Source organism: Pseudomonas sp. Tn43, assembly GCF_014192635.1.
In the GTDB taxonomy this organism is placed as follows: domain Bacteria; phylum Pseudomonadota; class Gammaproteobacteria; order Pseudomonadales; family Pseudomonadaceae; genus Aquipseudomonas.
In genome coordinates this window covers 78,393-96,115 of record NZ_JACHYG010000006.1, presented here as the reverse complement: position 1 = coordinate 96,115, position 17,723 = coordinate 78,393, and the positions used below count along the sequence as shown (strand labels likewise).

Genomic DNA, 17,723 nt, shown 5'->3' with positions numbered 1-17,723 from the left:
ATCGTTCATCGCGAGCAGGCTCGCTCCCACAGGGATTTGATGCGGACACAGATTTTGTGAACATCACCAACCACTGTGTGCGAGCCTGCTCGCGATGGGCCCTTACCGGCGCCCCATCACCCTCAGGCGATCACAATCCCGCTACCGGACAAACTGTCCAGTCCAACTCCGACCAGGGTCACCGAATCACCGCCAAACGTCAGCAACGTATCCTGCCCCACCGCCGTGGCATGGGCCCGGTAGTCATCGTTCGGCGCAACGCCCTGAACCCCGAGGAACACCAGTTTGTCGTTGGCTTGATAACCCACCACCCGATCCTGGCCAAACACGCCGCTGAACAGGAACGTGTCGACCCCGCCGCCCGACTCCATCAGGTCATTACCCGCCCCGCCGACAAACACGTCGTTGCCGCTGCTGCCGAGCAAATGGTCGTTGCCATCGAAGCCAAACATCCAGTCGCCGGTTGCGTGCGCGTTGAGGGTGTCGGCGCCGGTCGTGCCCTTCACGCTTGAAGCGTACTGAGTCAGGTTACTGCCAGTCGCAAGACCATTGGCGGTGACGCTGTGGGTCACGTCATCCTTGAACACCCCCCAGAGAAAACCCGGCTCCTTGGTGACGATGCTGCCAATGTCGCGGGTGATGCTGATGCCGCCATTGGCATCGCGCACATACAGGTTGCCAGCACCGTCATTGGCGAAGACGAAGTTCTTCACCGACTCCTGCAAGTCCAGCACGTTGCTGCCCTTGCCGCCCAACAGGATGTTGTAACCACCGCCATCGCGGAAAGTGTCGTTGCCGTCGCGGCCTTCCAGGTAATCGCTGCCTTTGCCACCCTGGATCAGGTCATTGCCGTCGCTGCCGATGATGAAGGTGCTGCCCTTGTGGGTTTCGGCGTTGCGGTTCAAGTCCTGGACCCAAGTGTTGCTGCGCGCCGGGTCCGAGAGGTTGGCGACGATGATGGTCGAGTCTTTGCTGGTCAGGTCATAGAACTGCGACTCCAGCACGCGGGTCATGCCATCGCCGTAACCGGTAGGCAAGTGTGAAATCCAGGTGGGGATGTTGAGGATCGAATATGGCAGCACGTTCCATGCCGTCGAGGCGTAATGGTCGTTGAAGCTGACGATGTTATCGGTCGTCGAATCCTTGGCGGCATCGTGCACGCCTACCGAGGACAGGTTGAACGTCGAGCCATCGAGGGCGCGGAACACCGGGTCGTTTTCATAACCGATGTTCAGTACTTTGTCGCTGCTGCTTTGGGTCGGCGAGGCGTAGGCGATGTAGTTGGAATCCTGGTAAAAACCGGACCACTTCTCGCTGCTCAAATCCGCCAGGCTATTGACCGCCAACCCGCCGAGGCTGTGGCCGCTGACCAGCACGTCCTTGCCCGACAGGCCGTTGGCCTGGGCAAATGCTGCAACGTCACCGAGTAGATTGCCGAAGGCTTCGCCCGCGTAGTTTTTCGCATAATCCTCAGGCCCCAACGCCGCCAGCAGATCGTTGATCACGTCGCCGATGGAGTCACCGATCTGGATTTCTCGCGGGCCGCTGGTCCCGCGAAATGCGATGCCGATTTCGGTGAGATGCCCCTGGGCATCGTACTTGCCCAGAATCTCCACTTGGGCGCTGGTGTAACCGGCCTTCTCGCCGAAGAAGGTTCCGCGAGCGTCGGTCTTGCCGTCATAGCCCAATTGCGCGGCGGTGATCGGCGTCCAGCCGGCTTCTTGCACGGCCTCGAGTGCGGCCTTTTCCGAATCGGGGTTCCAGGGAATGCCGGGAATGACGCCCTGGGAATCGGTGCCGCCGATCAGTGCGGTCACCAGGGTTGCCGGCAAGCCCAGGCCGAAGCCGTTCTGCTGGTAACCGGTGGCGAAACCGTTGTCGAGGTTGTGATAGGAATACAGCGTGATCGCCATGGCGTCGCTGAACAAAGCCTTGGAGTCTGCTGTACCGAAGTTTTTGTAGTCGTACACACCCATTGGTATTGCCTCTCTTTTTGTTGAAATTGTCAGAGATAGCTCACAACCAGGACGCCTCACTGACGAGGCGTCCCGGAGCCTTTAGTGCATGCAGCTGTTACGCGAAGGTAATTCCCGAAGCCGAGAGATTATCCAGACCCACGCCCACCAGCGTTACGGCGTAATCGCCAATCTTGAGCACAGTGTCGTTGCCGGCCTGGGTCGCGTGCTGGGTGTAGTCATACCCCTGCCCCGCGCCCTGGACGCCCATGAACACCAGTTTGTCGCTGCCCTGATAGCCATTGATCGCGTCGAAACCGAAAGCGCCGCTGAACAGGAAGGTGTTGTTGCCGCCCCCCAACGCCTGCATCACGTCATTGCCCGCGCCACCGACGAAGGTCACGTGGCTCTTGTCGCTGCGCAGCAGATCGTCGCCAGCGTTGCCGAATAGCCAATCGCCCTCCAGCGTCGCCACTAGCGTGTTGCCGTAGCCATCGCCGTTGAGCGAGTGGTTGTAGTGGGTCAGTTCCGTGCCATTGAGCAAGCCCTTGGCGGTGACGTTGTAGGTCACCTCCTTGCTGCCCCACCACGAACCCGACTCCTTGCTCACCAGCGCGCCGATGTCGCGGGTCATGCTGATGCCGCCGTAGGCGTCGCGCACGTACAGCGTGCCGTCGCCATCGTTGGCAAAGCTGAAGTTCTGCAACGGCTTCTGCAGCTCGAAGGTGTTGCTGCCCTTGCCGCCCAGCAGCAGGTTGTAGCCACCGTCATCGCGGAACCGGTCGTTACCGTCGCGGCCTTCGATGAAGTCATTGCCCGCGCCGCCCTTGAGCCAGTCATTGCTGTCGGTGCCGATGATGAACGTGCTGCCGGTGTGCGGCTCGCCGCTGCGGCCCAGGTCCTCGACCCAGGTGCTGCCTCGGGACGATTCCGACAGATTGGACACGATCAGCGTCGAGTCTTTGTCGGTGAGGTCGTAGAAGCGCGAGTCAATCACCCGGTTCAAGCCGTCGGCATAGCCCAACGAACCGTGGGCCGACCAGTTCAGCGGGTTGAGAATGCTGAATGGCACCAGGTTCTGCGCGGTGGAAGCGTACTGGTCATTGAAGTTGACGATGTTGTTGGTCGCCGACTCCTGATGACCGTCGTGCTTGCCCAGCGAGCCACTGCTGAACGTGGTGCCGTCGAGCACTCGAAACACCGGGTCATTCTCATAGCCGATGTTCAGCACGTTGTTGCCGGTGGCGCTTTGGGTTGGCGAGGCGAAGGCGATGTAGTTGGCGTCCGTAAAAAAGCCGCCCCAGTTATTGCCACTCAGCTCCGCCAGGCTGTTGACCCCCAATCCGCCGAGGCTGTGCCCGCTGACCAGTACGTCCTTGGCAGTCAGGCCGTGGGCGATGGCGAACGCAGCGATGTCCTTGAGCAACGTGTCGAAGGCGTTTTTCGCGTAGTTCGTCGCGTAATCCACCGGGCCGACCGCGGCCAGCAGATTATTTTTCATGTCGCCGAAGGTGTCGCTGTAACCCAGGCCGCCAGTGCCACGGAAAGCGATACCGATGCCGATCAGCTTGCCTGCCCCGTCGTATTTACCGAGCACTTCGGCTTCGGCGCTGGTGAAGCCGTCCTTCTCGCCATAGAAAGTGCCTTGCGCCCCGACGTTGCCCTGATAGCCCAACGCTGCCGCGCCAATCGGCGCCCAAGCGGTCGCCGGCAATGGCTGGCCAGTGGGCGTGTAGGCGTAGAGCGTCAGCTCGATCGCGTCGCAGTACAGCGCTTTGCCGGCCTCACTGCCGGCATTTTTGTAATCAAACAGTCCCATGTGCTTGCTTCCTTTGCGTCAAATCAGAACTGCCAGTCCAGGGTCAGGCCCACGCCGTGGTCTTTTTCCCGGGAGCCGAGCAGCCCGTTGTAATCCAGGCTCAAACGGGTATCGCTGCCCAGCGCCAATCCGGCACGGGCACCGACTACAGCGGCATCGCGGTCCATGGACACGCTTTGCACGCTGAACGCGGTGTTGCCGTTAACGAAGGCCAAGTGGTCTTCGGAACGGGTGTTGCTCAGGTTGTGCTGCCAGCCGAGCGTGCCGGACAGTTCCAGCTGTTGCTGGTCGGACAACGCAATGGCTTTGCTCGCCCGCACGCCAAGGGTCGAAAGCACCACATCGCGGTTGTTTTCCCCGCCCTTGAGCGCGGCGGCATCACCTTTTTCGCTGAAACTTTCAGTGTTCAAGTGCACGTAAGCCAGATTGGCAAAGGGCTCCAGAGCGACCGGTTGCAGGTCCAGCCGATACGCCGCTTCGGTGAACAGTTGCGCGGAGGTCGCATCGCGTTTGGATTTCTGCTTGCCGCTGACGCCGTTAAATTGCAGGTCACGTTTGACGTCAATGCGATGCCAGCTGTAAGCGCCGCCGACGCTCAGGCGCAACGCGTCGATTTCATGGCCCAGGTACGCACCCAAGTGGTAGCTGTCGACCGAGGCTGACGAGTGCGTGCCATCGCCCATGCTCAACGAGCTGTCGCTATAACCGGTGACGAAACCCAGTCGGGTATCTTCAGTGATCAAGCCATCGACACCGGCCAGCAGCCCGCCAATGGAGCTGTTGGAACTGGCGTTGTCATGTCCGCCATCGCTCTTGCCCCAGGCGCCGAGCACTTTGAGCCAGGCGTTGCTGCGGTCATCGGTGGGTGCCCCGGCGTCGAACAGATCATGCTCACGCAGACGCTCGCCAACGGCATCACGCAGGTAGCGGCTGTCGTTGATCAGCAGCGTGCCGATGGCCGGATGAATCTCGCCGGAAAGTTGCTGGAATGCTTGTTGTGCCACGGCTGCCGTCGGCGACAGCAGCAGCGTTTCGTAGAGTGGATTGCCTGCGCCCAGTTGCTCGGCGGCAGCGGCCACAGAGCGTTGGTTCGGGGTTTGGCCAACGCTGGTGAAGGACGTCGCGTTGCGCACCACCGCCAGTTGAATGCCGTTAGCCGAGTAGTCGAGGGTGCCGCCGAGGAACAGGTAGTCCGGCACCACCGCGCCAAAGCGCCCTTCGATTCCGCCGGCCGCTTGCAGAATGTTGTACTGATTGCCGAGCAGGGATTTCGCTTCGCTGGTGGTCAGCAATGTCGGGCTGTTTTCCAGGGACAGGCTGACGGTTGCACCCTCGATGATCGCCTTGCCGCCGGCAATGATCTGGTCACTGCTGGTGGGCGACAGCTCTACCGCGTAGGTCGAGCCAGGCTCGAAAGTCACATCGCCCGCTACCTGCAAGGTGCCGATGGAATTGCCGGGCGCCACGGTGCCGCCGCTTTTCGCGGTCAACGCCGCGATGCTGCCGTTACCGCCGAGGATCCCGCTGTCATTGACGGTGACGGCCGACAGCAGCGAACCATTGATCGCCAATCGGCCCTGATTGACCAGGGTCGGGCCGGCGTAGGTATTGGCGCCTGTCAGCACCAGCGTGCCGATGCCTTGCTTGGTCAGGCCGCCATGGCCGGAAATGTCGTTGCGCCACACGTCGAGCCCGCACTGCACGTCATTGCACACACGCTCGGTGGGTTTGCCGGCGTCGATGATCGCGCCGATGCCCGGCAAGTCCGCGACAAACTGGCTGGAGCCGTAGGCGCCGTCGATGCGGAACTCCTCGGGAATGTCCTGCTCGGTGACGAACATCGCCGGGCCATCGATGCCTTTGCGCAGGTTGATCATGCCCCAGCCGTACAGCGAGTCGACGCCGGGTGCGCCGAGGTCGGTGGCGGTGGTGCGCAGCACGCTGGCGACTTGCGCGCCGGTCATATACGGGAAGCGTTCCATCAACACCGCCACCGCGCCTGCAGCGTGCGGCGCCGCCATGGAGGTGCCGTTGTAATTGGCGTAGCCGGTGGTCAGGTCATTGGTGTTGGTGCCGCTGATGATCGAGCTGTAGATGCGGCTGCCCGGTGCCGACACGCAGAAACTCGCGGTGTAGCCGCAGCGTGACGAGAAGATGCTGATGTTGTAAGGGTCGGGGCTGCCGGTGTCCGGATTCCTCTGCAATGCGGCGACGGTCATCCAGTTCGGCGCGATCTCAGGCACGAAATAACCGAGACCGGCGATGGCGTCCGGGTTGTTGAGGTTGTAGTCGTTGCCGGCGGCGAAGATCGTCACGATGCCGCTGCGGGCCGCCGCGATGGCGCCGTCGTAGGCACCGCCGGGTTTGGTCCCGAGCAAGGTCTGGATCTCGTTGAACTGCAATTGCGCGTCCTGCACGGTGAAGTGCGGGTACGCCGGGTCCCGGCCACCGAGGTCGAAGCGGTCAGTGATGCCGATGCCCCAACTGTTGTTGATGATCCGCGCACCGCTGGCGATCAGCGCATCCCAACCGGCCTTGTACACCGCACCGTCGTTGCCGCGAATGATCCCGTCTTCCGGGCCCGGGTCGCCGTTGTCGGCACTGATGATTTGCGCGCCAAAAGCGACACCGTGCATCGGCCCGCCATCGCGACTGCCCGCGGCGATCCCGCCAACGTGAGTGCCGTGGGCACCCAGTTTGCCGTTGGAGCCCACCGAGGGCGAACCGTCATAGAGAAAGGCATCCCCGGCTTTGACCGGTATGTAGGGGTCGGTGTATTCGCGGATGCCACGGGTGACCAGCGTGATCACTTTATTGGCCCCGGAAAACTCCGGGTGCAAGGCGTAAACCGGTTGATCGAAAATCCCCAGCTTCACGCCTTTGCCGGTGTAGCCGGCGGCGTAGGCCTGCTGAGCGTTGATCGCCCCCAGGCCCCAGTCGGCATTGAACTCTGTGCTGCGCCAGCTATCGGGATCGCCTGTCCTGCCGTTTTCCACGTAGGGTGCCGCGTGTGCGGTACCCAAAGTGGCCAATGCGCAGAGCAAGGCTAGGTTGTTGTACTTGTTATTCATCGAACTACCGTCCTTAGTTGTGTTGCAAAAATCCTTGTGGCCTTCAAAGGCGTGCCTTGTTCTGCTGATACACCACGCGCTAACGCGATCTGTAGCAGCTGCCGAGCTGCGCGAGGCTGCGTTCGGCGGCGCAGCCGTCGCAAACCCTGCCTGCAAGGTCTTCCTGACACACCGCGACAGCCCACTTCACGACTGCTTCGCAGCCGAACGCAGCCTCGCAGGCTCGGCAGCTGCTACAGACGAACGCAGGGTTCGGCAGCCGCTACTAAAACTGCCAATTGAGACTCAGCCCGACACCGTGGCTCTTCTCGCGGCTGGCCAGTTGGCCGGTGTAATCGAGGTTCAGCCGAACATCCCGGCTCAAGGCCAGGCTGGCATGGGCGCCCACCAGCGCCGCATCGCGAACCCGTGGCGAGCTTTGCACCATGAACGCAGTGCCACCGCTGGCGAACGCCAGGTGTTTCTCGGAATCGGTGTTGCTCAGGTTGTGCTGCCAAGCGAGACTGCCGCTCAAGTCCAGCTGTTGCTGACCGGAGAGCGTCAGCGTTTTCAGCGCGCGTACGCCCAGGGTGCTGAGTACCGCGTCACGCCGGTCGCCACTGCTTTTGAGTGCGGCGGCGTCACCTTTCTCGGTGAAGCCCTCGGTGTCGAAGTGTACGTAAGCGAGGTTGGCGAACGGCTCCAGGGCCAGTGTTTGCAGGTTCAAACGATAGGCCGCTTCGCCGAACACCTGGGTGGTCCCGGCGTCGACCTTGGCTTTCTGTTTGGCACTGACGTCGCCGTATTGCAGGTCACGTTTGATGTCAGCCCGATGCCAGCTGTAAGCACCACCGGCACTCAGACGCCAGGCGCCCAGTTCATGGCCGGCATAGGCGCCCAGGTGATAACTGTCGACCTGCGCTGAGGAATGAGTTCCGGAGCCCATGCTGACCGAGCTGTCGCTGTAACCGGCGACCAGGCCGACACGGGTTTCGTCATCCACTGCGCCATCGACACCGGCCAGCAAACCGCCAATCGACGTGGTGTAGCCGGCGGTGTCGTGGCTGTCATCGGTCTTGCCCCAGGCGCCCAGTGCTTTGATCCAGCCGGTGCTTGGGGAACCGTTGGCTTCGTTGAGACGCTCACCGACCGCATCGCGCAGATAACGGCTGTCATTGATCAACACCGAGCCCAGCGCCGGGTAGATTTCCCCCGACAACTGCTGGAAGGCTTGTTGCGCCGAGTTCGTGGTCGGCGACAGCAGCAGGCTTTCGTAGACGGCGTTACCCGCGCCAAGCCCTTCCACTGCCGCCGCGACGGAACGCTGATTCGGCGTTTGGCCGACGCTGGCGAAGGTCGTGGCGTTGCGCTCAATACTCAGTTGAATGCCGGTCGCGGCGTAATCGAGGCTGCCGCCGATGAACACGTAGTTGGGTAGCACCGCGCCGAACTGGCCTTGAATGCCGCCCGCCGCTTGCAGAATGTTGTATTGATGGCCCAGCAGGCTTTGCACTTGTTGGGTGCTGAGCAAGGTCGGGCTGTTTTCCAGGGACAGGCTCACGGTGGCGCCGCTGATCGTGGCCGTTCCGCCGGCAATAATCTGGTCGCTGCTGGTGGGTGACAGTTCGACGGCATAAGTCGAACCCGGCACAAAGGTCACATCGCCGCTGACGTGCAACGTACCGATGGAGTTACCGGGCGCCACGGTGCCACCGGCATTGGCAGTCAAGGCAGCGATTCGTCCGTTACCGCCGAGGGTGCCGCTGTCATTGACGGTCACCGCCGATGTCAGCGAGCCGTTCACCGCCAGCAAACCGCCGTTGACCGTGGTTGGGCCGCGATACGTGTTGTCGCCGGTCAGCATCAACCGCCCGGCACCGGACTTGATCAGGCTGCCTTCGTAGATTCGATGGGCCGCGGCGGAATCGCGTGCTGTGCCCACCGCATAATCAGTCTGATCCTGCTGACTGGCGCCAGCCGAGACACCGTTCTGCCAACCCTTGTCCTTCAATGTCTGTTGCCAGGTGCTACGTTCGGCGGCGTCTTCGGCCTGGCGCTGAATCAGCGCCTTGTCCGAAATGTCATTGCTCCAGACATCGCTCTGCCCTGCCCCCAGATTGGCATCGAACACTCCGAGCAATTGCCCCGGCCCGCGCATCGCCCGTTCGAGGTTGGCCACGCCCCAACCGATGCGCGTACTCGGCGCGTCGGTGATCGAGCCGTCGAGCTGGGTCGCGGTGGTCAGCAGCACCTCCAGCGCCTGCTGGTTGTTCATGTACGGATAGCGTTCCATCACCAGCGCCAATGCCCCGGTGGCATGGGGCGCAGCCATGGAGGTGCCGGACTTGATCGCGTAACCGCCACCGGGAATGGTGCTGTCGACCTTCGCGCCCGGCGTGGTGATGCACCAATACTTGGCGATCCCGCACTGGTTGTATTTCTGTTGGTTGCTCTGATCCAGGCCCGACACTGCCAGCCAGTGGCCTTCCAGATCTGGCTGAAAATACGGCAAGGCAGAACGCACGCTGGCATTCGGGTAACCACTGTTGCCGGCGCTGAACACGTTGATCACGCCGCGCCGCGAAACGTCGGCAGCGGCGTCAAGCCAGGTGCCTTTGTTCCAGTGCTGGGCGTAGGCGGCATGCAAGTCGCCGAGGGTTCGGTAGCTGACGTCCGGCGGCTGGCTGCCCCAGCTGTTGTTGATCGCGCGTACGCCAGCATCCGCCAGGGCGTTATAGACCGCTGTGAAGTAGCGCGAGTCGGGTTTGGGGCCGAACAGGAAACTGTCGTTCTTGTTGGTGTTGCCGACGTAGATTTGCGCGTTGTACGCCACGCCGTGCATGCCGGTGCCATCCCGGGAAGCGCCCATGGTGCCGGTGACGTGGGTGCCGTGGGAGTCGTTGTTGGGGTTGAGCGTGCCGTCGACGTTGAACGCCGAGCCGTCGACGTAGCTGCCGCTGGCGGTCACTGCGTGATAACGATCGGCGGCAAATTCGGGATGGCTGGAATCGAAACCGGAATCCAGCGCGCCGATTTTTACGCCCTTGCCGGTGATGCCGGCGGCATAGGCTTGATCGGCCTGCATGCGCGCCAGTCCCCAATCGCGCTGGAACTCTGCCGAGCGCCAACTGGCCGCGTCGCCAGGTTTGCCGGATTCCAGATAAAGCGCCTGGGCTGGGCCTGGTACTGATGAAATCACGAGCAATAGCGTGCCGACCGACATCGGCTTGATCTGTACATCCATGTGCATGACTCTCGCTTTCTTGGCGTTTTTAGAGTTGTAGTTCCCCGGTCCAGGGGAATATCGCGTTACTGACTGTGTCCCAGTTCTCTGTGGCGAGGGGGCTTGCCCCCGTTCGGCTGCGAAGCAGTCGTAAGTCCTGAAAATGCGATATGTCGGTTGAATCACCGATTCCGGTTTTGGGACGGCTTCGCCGTCCAACGGGGGCAAGCCCCCTCGCCACAGGGGTTATTGGGTCTTCGTTGGCCTGCCCGGGCCAAAGGCTTCATCCACCTTGGCCAGGTCCTGCTCGCTCAAGGTGCCGGCGTAGTAATGCAACTTGGTCCAGGCCATCAAATAGTCGTAACGCGCCTGGGCCAGATCCCGGCGGGTGGTAAACAGTTGTTGTTCGGCGTTCAGCGCATCGAGGTTGACCCGTTCGCCGCCCAAAATGCTTTGTTTGGTCGAAATCACCAATGCTTCAGCCGACACCAATGCCTTCTGATAAGCGCGCAATTTATTAACCCCCGACAGGCAGGCACTGAACTGACGGCGCAGCTGGATCAAGGTTTCCCGGGTCTTGCCGTCCAGCTCGTACTCGGCCTGTTCCATGGTGCGGCTGGCCTGCCGGGTGGAGGCCGAAACCCCGCCACCGGCATACAGCGGCACGTTGACTTCGATACCGATGGTGTTGGTGTCGTAGCGCTGGTTATAGGTATTGCCGCTTTCCGACTCGTTCTGGCGCACCGAGGCGTAGGCGCTGACTTTTGGCAGGTGGCCGGCGCGGTTGCGTTCGACCTCGTAGCGCGCCACTTCCACCGCCTGGCGTTGGGAGGCCAGGTTCGGGTTATTGGCCACCGCCATCTCGTGCCAGGTGTCGTAATTGGCCGGTTGCAGGGTGAAGGTCTGGAAGTTCTGATCCAGTGGCGTCAGGTCGGCAATGTCGATGGCCGGCACGCCAATCAGCGCGCCCAGCTCACGCAGGGCCGCATCCTGTTCATCGTGCGCCTCGATCTCCTCGGCGGTCGCCAGTTCATAACGTGACTCGGCTTCGAGGATGTCGGTGCGCGTGCCTTCGCCTTGGCGGAACATCTGCTCGTTCTGCTGAAACTGCTGCTCGAAGGCTTTCTTCTTGGCTCGTGCGATATCGATCTGATCCTGAGCGAACAGCGCCTTGGTGTAGTTCTCCAGCACCCGAACCAACAGTTCCTGGCTCTTGCCGCGGAAGTTTTCGTCAGCGAACAGCGATTGCGCCACGCCTTTGCGATACGCCGCATAGGCCTCGTAGTCGAGCAGCGGCTGTTGCAGGGTCAAGGTCGAGCCGTAACTGCTGTAATTGCGGTCATCACTTTGGCGGTTCCCGCGATCGTTGAGGTAGGTGACCTTGGAGTCGTTACGCCCCTTGTTGTAGTTGTAACCGAGCCTGGGCAGCAGCCCGGCGCGGCCGATGGCGCGGTTTTCAAGGCCTGCATCACGTTCCTTGATGGCGCCGAGAAATACCGGATCATTGCGTAGCGCTTGCTCATAAATGTCGAACGGCCCCAGGGCCATCGCGCTGTTGCATGTCAGCAACGCCAATGTCGCTGCCAGCAGGGAAAGCTTATTCATACAGCCGAACATCCTTATTCCTCGGTCAACGCGGAGCCTGCCCGGTCGAGCAGCGGTTTGAACAAATAGTTGAGGAGTGAACGTTCACCGGTACGCACGAACATTTCCGCCGGCATGCCAGGCTTGATCACCAGGCCGTTGAGTTGTTCCATCGCCTGGTCACTGACACTGCTGCGCAGCACGTAGTACGGCACGCCGGTTTTCTCATCGACCATCTGGTCGGCGGAGATCAGGCTGACTTCGCCAGGGACTCGCGGGGTACGGCTCTGGTTGAACGCGGTAAACAGAATGTCCACCGGCAATTGCGTGCCGACCTTGTCGATCAGGTTGATCGGCAAGTGCCCTTCCACTTCCAGGCGGGCACCTTGCGGGACGATCTCCAGCAGCGTGTCGCCCTGACGCACCACCGCGCCTTCGGTGTGAACTCCAAGGTTGACGGCGATGCCATCGGCGGTGGCGATGATTTCGCTGTGTTGCAGGTCGAAGCCGGCGGAAGTCAATTGCTCTTCCAGGGTCACGCTTTTGAGTTGCGCCTCGGCCAGTTGGCTGCGGACTTCCTTCTGGTATTCCTCGCGGTGCTGTTGCAGTTTCAGGCGCGATTCCAGGATGCCCTGCTCCACCCGACCGCTTTCACCGGTGTTTTCGGCCAGCTGTTGCTGCACTTGTGACAACTGACGCTGGTAATCCATCAAGCGGTTGCGCGGGATGTAGCCGTTGTCCGCCAAGGGCTGAAGATTGCTCAACTGTTGTTGCAGGGAACTGGCCTGGGCCGTCAGGTCGGTGCGCGCACGGCGCATGCCGGCCAGTTGCGCGCTGGCGCCTTCTATGTTGGCGCGCAGGGCGGCTTGCTCGCGGGAAAACGCTTCGCGACGGCTGCTGAACAATTGCCGTTGGCCTTCGAGCACCAGGGCCAGGCGCGGGTCAGGATCGTTGCTCAGTTCGGCGGGGAAATCCACTTGCTTGAGGTTGTCCCGTTCGCTCTGCCACCGTGCCAGGCTGGCCCACGCCATGCGGTATTGCGCTTGCAGCGATTGCACATCGGCCGCGACCTGGGTCTGGTCGAGGCGAAACAGTGGCTGGCCCTGCTTCACCACTTGGCCTTCGCGCACCAGAATCTGGCTGACCACACCGCTGCTCATTGATTGCACGGCTTTGCGCTTGCCGGAAACCACCACGGTCCCTTGCACCGGAATGCCTTGATCGAGCGGCGCGAGGCTCGCCCACGTGAAAAAACTGCCGGCACCGACAATCGCCAGAATCCAGCCCATGCGGGCGAAGAAACGCGCGTCGCGCTCAGGGCGTTCGGCGATGTAGTCGTGTTCCATCGTCGCTTCGCTGTCGTCGTTCATGCGTGTGCTGCTCATACACCCGAATTCCTTGTCGTGGGCTGATATTGCCGGCTCATGCTGAGCCCGCCCGGTGCCTGCGCAGTTTTTTCACGTTGCTGTTCCTGGGCGCCTGACGAGTTACCGGCCAGCGCCTTGAGCACTTCCTGGCTTGGGCCGAAGGCCTGCAAGCGACCTTCGTTGAGCACCAGTAACTTGTCGGCCTGGGCCAGGGCCGAAGAACGATGGGTCACCAGAATCACGCTGGTGCCCTGGGCTTTCATTTGCGCGATGGCGCCGGCCAGTGCCGCTTCGCCGACGGTGTCGAGGTTGGAGTTCGGTTCATCCAGCACCACCAGGCTCGGGTTGCCGTACAACGCGCGAGCCAGGGCCACACGTTGTTTCTGGCCTCCGGACAAACCGCTGCCGTCCTCGCCCAGCACGGTGTCGTAGCCCTGCGGCATGCGCAGAATCAGTTCATGAACGCCGGCCTGTTGCGCGGCTTCGACGACTTTTTGCGGATCCGTCTCACGGAAGCGGGCGATGTTTTCGGCGATGCTGCCGCTGAACAGTTCGATGTCCTGGGGCAGATAACCGATGTAAGGGCCCAGATCGTTGCGGTTCCAGCGATGAATATCCGCGCCATCGAGACGCACCGTGCCACCCAGCGTCGGCCAGACGCCGACCAGCACCCGCGCCAGGGTCGATTTGCCGGAGCCGGAAGCCCCGAGCACGCCCAGCACTTCCCCGGCGCCGAGGTTGAAATTGACCATGTGCAAGGTCGCGGCCCGTTGCCCGGGTGGGCCGGCGCTGACTTGCTCGAACGTAATCTGGCCTTTCGGCGCCGGCAGCGCCATGGCCTCGTCAGTCGGCGGATAGGCTTGCAGCAAGGCGTCGAGACGGCGATAAGCGAGTTTGGCGCCGCTCCACTGTTTCCACACGGCGATCAACTGATCGATGGGGCTCAGTACCCGACCCATCAGGATAGAACCTGCGATCATCATCCCGGCGGTCATATCCCCTTTGATCACCAGCAAGGCGCCCAGCCCCAGCACCAGGGATTGCAGGCACAAGCGCAGGGTTTTGCTCAGGGAGCTGATAACCGCACCGGTGTCGCTGGCCTGATTCTGCAAGCCGAGAAAACGCGAATGCACCTCAAACCAGCGCTTGCGCAAGACACCGAGCATGCCCATGGCCTGAATGGTCTCGGCGTTATGCAGGTGACTGGTGGCCAGTTGGCCGGATTTCTGGGAAAAACCCGCGGCTTCGCCCAAGGGCTTTTTGGTCATCATCTCGTTGAGGCAGGCCAGCCCGATCAGCAGTACCGCGCCCGCGGTGGCCAATACACCGAGCCAGACGTTGAACAGAAAGATCACAAACAGATACACCGGAAACCAGGGTGCATCGAAGAAGGCAAACAGCGCCGGACCGGTGACGAATTGGCGAATATGGGTCAAGTCACCCAGGGATTGCCCCGCGTTGCCCTCGCCTTTGAACAGGTTGCGCTCGAAAGCGGCCTGATACACCCGCAGGTTGAAGCGGCGCTCCAGTTGGCTGCCGATACGGATGACAATGAAGCTGCGCACGATTTCCAGCAAACCGATAAAAACGAAGAACCCGACCACCATCAATGACAACATAGCCAGGGTGGTTTCGTTTTGCGAAGACAATACCCGGTCATAGACCTGCAGCATATAAATCGAGGGGACCAACATCAGCACATTAATCAGTGCGGTGAAACACCCGACGCTGATCAGGATGCTCTTATAGTCGCCCAGTGCCTTGAATAACGGTGCGGTGGCCGGGCTCTTCGCCATCTTCATTGGTTTTTCCTGAGGTATTAATCCTCGCCTTACTTGGCGAGGTTCCGATTAACTGTCCGCACACGGGTCGAGACATTCTTTTGCCGGTGATTGCTTGCACATTAATAACAACGCTTTGTGTTCTTCAAAGCGTTCCGGTTATTGATCGGCTGCTTGTATCGGCAATAACGAGCTTTATATCCAGACTTGGCGCCTGCCCGACATTTTTCACTTAATGCGCAATGCGCTCGAGCGTAATGATCAGACCTGACTTCAAGGTGCTTTTATAAAGCCCCTCACGCTGTCGGCTGAAAAATAGAATTCTTGAGCCTTCTTTACCCGTCACGGCAATACCGTCCGGTTCCGGGAACCAGCCAATCGCCGACTCGTTCAGCCAGGCGGCTAGGCAATCGGCCCCCTTGCCCAGGGTCTGGTCCGGTTTGAGCTCGACCGAGCAAACATTCGACGGTTTGTCCTGCAGCGCCTGGGACTCGGGGGAATCCTGCGCAGTGTTCAAAGTGGCTTGCCATGTTCCGGCGAGTTCCGACGGGTCGGCTAATTTCAGACTGCGTGCCATGGCTACCTCTCCCAGAAACATCATCAGCGTCGCCAACAGCCACGCGGTTGCTTTGCAGGTAAAAGCGTTGTGGATCATAGGGCGTTTTACTCATGGTTGTAGCTTACGCATTGCCGTTCAAGGGACAGAAAGCGGCGCGTCAAGCGCCGCTCCTTTTTGCCTTGAATCAGGCCACGATGTCCGAGTACGCCGCCTGGCCAACCGTGCTGACCAGGAAGTCAGCCACGCCGTGCCCGGAGAAATCCACCGACAACAGGCTGTTACCGCCCGAAGTGGTCAACACCGCATCGCCTGCTGCACCGGTGAACGCGTTCACGAAATGCAGGCCCGCGCCTTGGGTGATGCCGGTCAGGTCGATCTTGTCCAGGCCACTGACAAAATCGAGGATCTGGTCGACCGCACCTGGCTTGGAGTCGCTGCTGGCGGCGAACACAAAAGTGTCCGAACCCGAACCGCCCCACAGTTTGTCCGAACCGCCGGCGCCGAAGAGGATGTCGTTGCCGGCACCACCTTTCAGTTCATTGGCCACGCTATTGCCGATCAGCAGGTCGCTACCCGAACCGCCCATCGCGTTTTCGACGGTAACGCCCTTGGCAATGGACACGTTGCCTACCATGCCGCCAACATCGGAGAACGAGGCTTCATTGAGGTTGATCTTCTGGTTTTGGGTGAAACCGGAGAAATCCAGAGTGTCCCTGCCACCCGCATCCCAGACCGAGAACACCACTTTGTCCGATGACGAAAACGCGCTCAGGAAGTCGCGACCGGCGTTGGAGTTGAAGCCGTAGGTGGTATCACCGGTTCGGGTGGTGGTGTTGGCACCGTAGAGTTTCTGAATGGCGGCGATATCGTCCATCAGCGGGCCGGACGCATAGGCTTCCACACCATTTTTGCTGAAATTCTGGTCGGTGTTGCTCTCGCTCCAGTAACTCATGAGGCTGTAACCGCGAGTGTCTTCCCCGTAGGTCGCGTCGTTGTAGGTCGGCGCGCCTTCACCGGCGTTGTAGTCGCCAGGATGAGCCAGCCCAAGGGAATGACCGATTTCATGGGTCAGGGTCTGACGGCCGTAATTGTTCAGGTCCGGCGTCTTGTTGACGTTATAGCCACTGCCCGTCAGGTACCAGGAAGTCCCGTCATAACCCGCACCGGTGCCAGGCAGGTAGGCGAATGCTGCGGCCCCATCCTGACCACTACTGTAGTTACCGAAAGTCATGTGACCGTCGCCGCCAAAAGACTTTTCGGTAAAGGTGACATTGGCCACGTCGGCCCAGGATTGCATGGCAAGCACGGCCTGGGCTTTCTGTTGCGCGCTGAACTGACTGAACCCGCTGATGCCGTGCTTGTTCATGGTGCTCGACGACGCCGAGGTCAGGAACGTATAGGTGAGTTCGATTTTGCCGCTGCCGTCCTTGTCCTGGTAGGCCGCGCCGTCACGCAGCAGCTGGGTAGCGGCCTCGTCGACGGAGAAGGAGGGTTTGCCATTGACCGTGAGATTGCCACCCCGATCATACTGATGGCTGAAACTATCGATCTGGTTGTAGGCGGAACTGGGGGCGCCCAGCGCTTGCAATGGCGCAAAGCCCTGTTCAGCAAGATCAATAGCGTTGTCTTTTACTTTCGACATAAACACACTTCCTTGTTTAGCAATGGAACAGTTTTTGTCCGATACGACAATCTCTGGCGAGATCGTCCTATCACTCGCCCAATGAAGGCGTATAAAAACTGACACAATTCGAAATCAAACGTCTACATTTTTTTTGACGTCAAATTGAGTTGTTCCGGCGAGCTCCAGCAAACAATGCGCGCGATGCAGAAATAGAGTTTTTAGTTGAAGGTTTTAATTGGATTGTCCGACAATCTACTATCTAAATATTAAATAAGAGTAAGTTGTTTTCCTGTAGAGGAGTTCTCGTTTTTTCGGACTTCTTAGTGTCGGTGCCAGTGTAATGCTATCAACTCCAATTTTTATTGGGTGGCCACTTTCACGACTGCTGCGCAGCCGAACGCAGCCTTCGGCAGCTGCTACAGGTCTCGGTGCTCTAAGATTTTTGTAGTAGCTGACGTAGCCTGCGTTTGGCATGGCTATCACGTCGAGATGATCGATTCTCACGACTGCTGCGCAGCCGAACGCAGCCTTCGGCAGCTGCTACAGGTCTCGGTGCACTCCGATTTTTGTAGCAGCTGGCGTAGCCTGCGTTTGGCATGGCTGCCACGTCGAGATGATCGATTTTCACGACTGCTGCGCAGCCGAACGCAGCCTTCGGCAGCTGCTACAGGTCTCGGTGCACTCCGATTTTTGTAGCAGCTGGCGTAGCCTGCGTTTGGCATGGCTGCCACGTCGAGATGATCGATTTTCACGACTGCTGC

The 17,723-nt window shown here is 60.4% G+C and carries 9 protein-coding genes; all 9 read right to left on the bottom strand.

What is annotated here, in order from left to right; all coding sequences use genetic code 11:
- Positions 1–122: 122 nt before the first annotated feature.
- The 9 genes from FHW68_RS16985 to FHW68_RS16945 all read right to left on the bottom strand — a co-directional run bounded on the left by FHW68_RS16985 (position 123) and on the right by FHW68_RS16945 (position 16,980).
- Positions 123–1,976, bottom strand: a complete 1,854-nt coding sequence (locus FHW68_RS16985) for a polyurethanase (protein WP_183681587.1) — start codon at positions 1,974–1,976, stop codon at positions 123–125.
- A 97-nt stretch (positions 1,977–2,073) separates the two neighbouring features.
- Positions 2,074–3,774, bottom strand: coding sequence for a polyurethanase (locus FHW68_RS16980; RefSeq protein WP_183681582.1), 1,701 nt, complete (start codon positions 3,772–3,774; stop codon positions 2,074–2,076).
- 23 nt (positions 3,775–3,797) lie between these two features.
- Positions 3,798–6,845 carry an autotransporter domain-containing protein gene (locus FHW68_RS16975; protein ID WP_183681579.1) on the bottom strand — a complete coding sequence of 1,016 codons (3,048 nt, stop codon included), beginning with the start codon at positions 6,843–6,845 and terminating at the stop codon, positions 3,798–3,800.
- Positions 6,846–7,110: 265 nt separating this feature from the next.
- Positions 7,111–10,068, bottom strand: a complete 2,958-nt coding sequence (locus FHW68_RS16970; protein ID WP_183682094.1) for an autotransporter serine protease — start codon at positions 10,066–10,068, stop codon at positions 7,111–7,113.
- Between the two features lie 225 nt (positions 10,069–10,293).
- The gene (locus FHW68_RS16965) at positions 10,294–11,664 is read right to left on the bottom strand and encodes a TolC family outer membrane protein (protein WP_183681576.1); all 1,371 of its coding nucleotides are present in this window, start codon (positions 11,662–11,664) and stop codon (positions 10,294–10,296) included.
- A gap of 2 nt (positions 11,665–11,666) precedes the next feature.
- A complete protein-coding gene (locus FHW68_RS16960) occupies positions 11,667–13,016 on the bottom strand; it encodes an HlyD family type I secretion periplasmic adaptor subunit (protein ID WP_183681573.1) in 1,350 nt (449 codons plus the stop codon).
- A complete protein-coding gene (locus FHW68_RS16955) occupies positions 13,013–14,800 on the bottom strand; it encodes a type I secretion system permease/ATPase (protein WP_183681569.1) in 1,788 nt (595 codons plus the stop codon). The genes FHW68_RS16960 and FHW68_RS16955 overlap by 4 nt, the downstream gene beginning before the upstream one ends.
- 211 nt (positions 14,801–15,011) lie before the next feature.
- Complete coding sequence (locus FHW68_RS16950; protein WP_095632590.1) at positions 15,012–15,434, bottom strand: AprI/Inh family metalloprotease inhibitor; 423 nt, start codon at positions 15,432–15,434, stop codon at positions 15,012–15,014.
- 88 nt (positions 15,435–15,522) lie between these two features.
- On the bottom strand, positions 15,523–16,980 hold the full coding sequence (locus FHW68_RS16945) for a serralysin family metalloprotease (RefSeq protein WP_183681566.1): 1,458 nt from the start codon (positions 16,978–16,980) through the stop codon (positions 15,523–15,525).
- Between the last annotated feature and the right edge of the window lie 743 nt (positions 16,981–17,723).

Bases quoted from the DNA above. Each gene is read 5' to 3' on its own strand.
- FHW68_RS16970 (WP_183682094.1), bottom strand. From the start codon at position 10,068: ATGGATGTACAGATCAAGCCGATGTCGGTCGGCACGCTATTGCTCGTG.
- FHW68_RS16975 (WP_183681579.1), bottom strand. From the start codon at position 6,845: ATGAATAACAAGTACAACAACCTAGCCTTGCTCTGCGCATTGGCCACT.
- FHW68_RS16980 (WP_183681582.1), bottom strand. From the start codon at position 3,774: ATGGGACTGTTTGATTACAAAAATGCCGGCAGTGAGGCCGGCAAAGCG.
- FHW68_RS16985 (WP_183681587.1), bottom strand. From the start codon at position 1,976: ATGGGTGTGTACGACTACAAAAACTTCGGTACAGCAGACTCCAAGGCT.
- FHW68_RS16960 (WP_183681573.1), bottom strand. From the start codon at position 13,016: ATGAGCAGCACACGCATGAACGACGACAGCGAAGCGACGATGGAACAC.
- FHW68_RS16965 (WP_183681576.1), bottom strand. From the start codon at position 11,664: ATGTTCGGCTGTATGAATAAGCTTTCCCTGCTGGCAGCGACATTGGCG.
- FHW68_RS16945 (WP_183681566.1), bottom strand. From the start codon at position 16,980: ATGTCGAAAGTAAAAGACAACGCTATTGATCTTGCTGAACAGGGCTTT.
- FHW68_RS16955 (WP_183681569.1), bottom strand. From the start codon at position 14,800: ATGAAGATGGCGAAGAGCCCGGCCACCGCACCGTTATTCAAGGCACTG.
- FHW68_RS16950 (WP_095632590.1), bottom strand. From the start codon at position 15,434: ATGATCCACAACGCTTTTACCTGCAAAGCAACCGCGTGGCTGTTGGCG.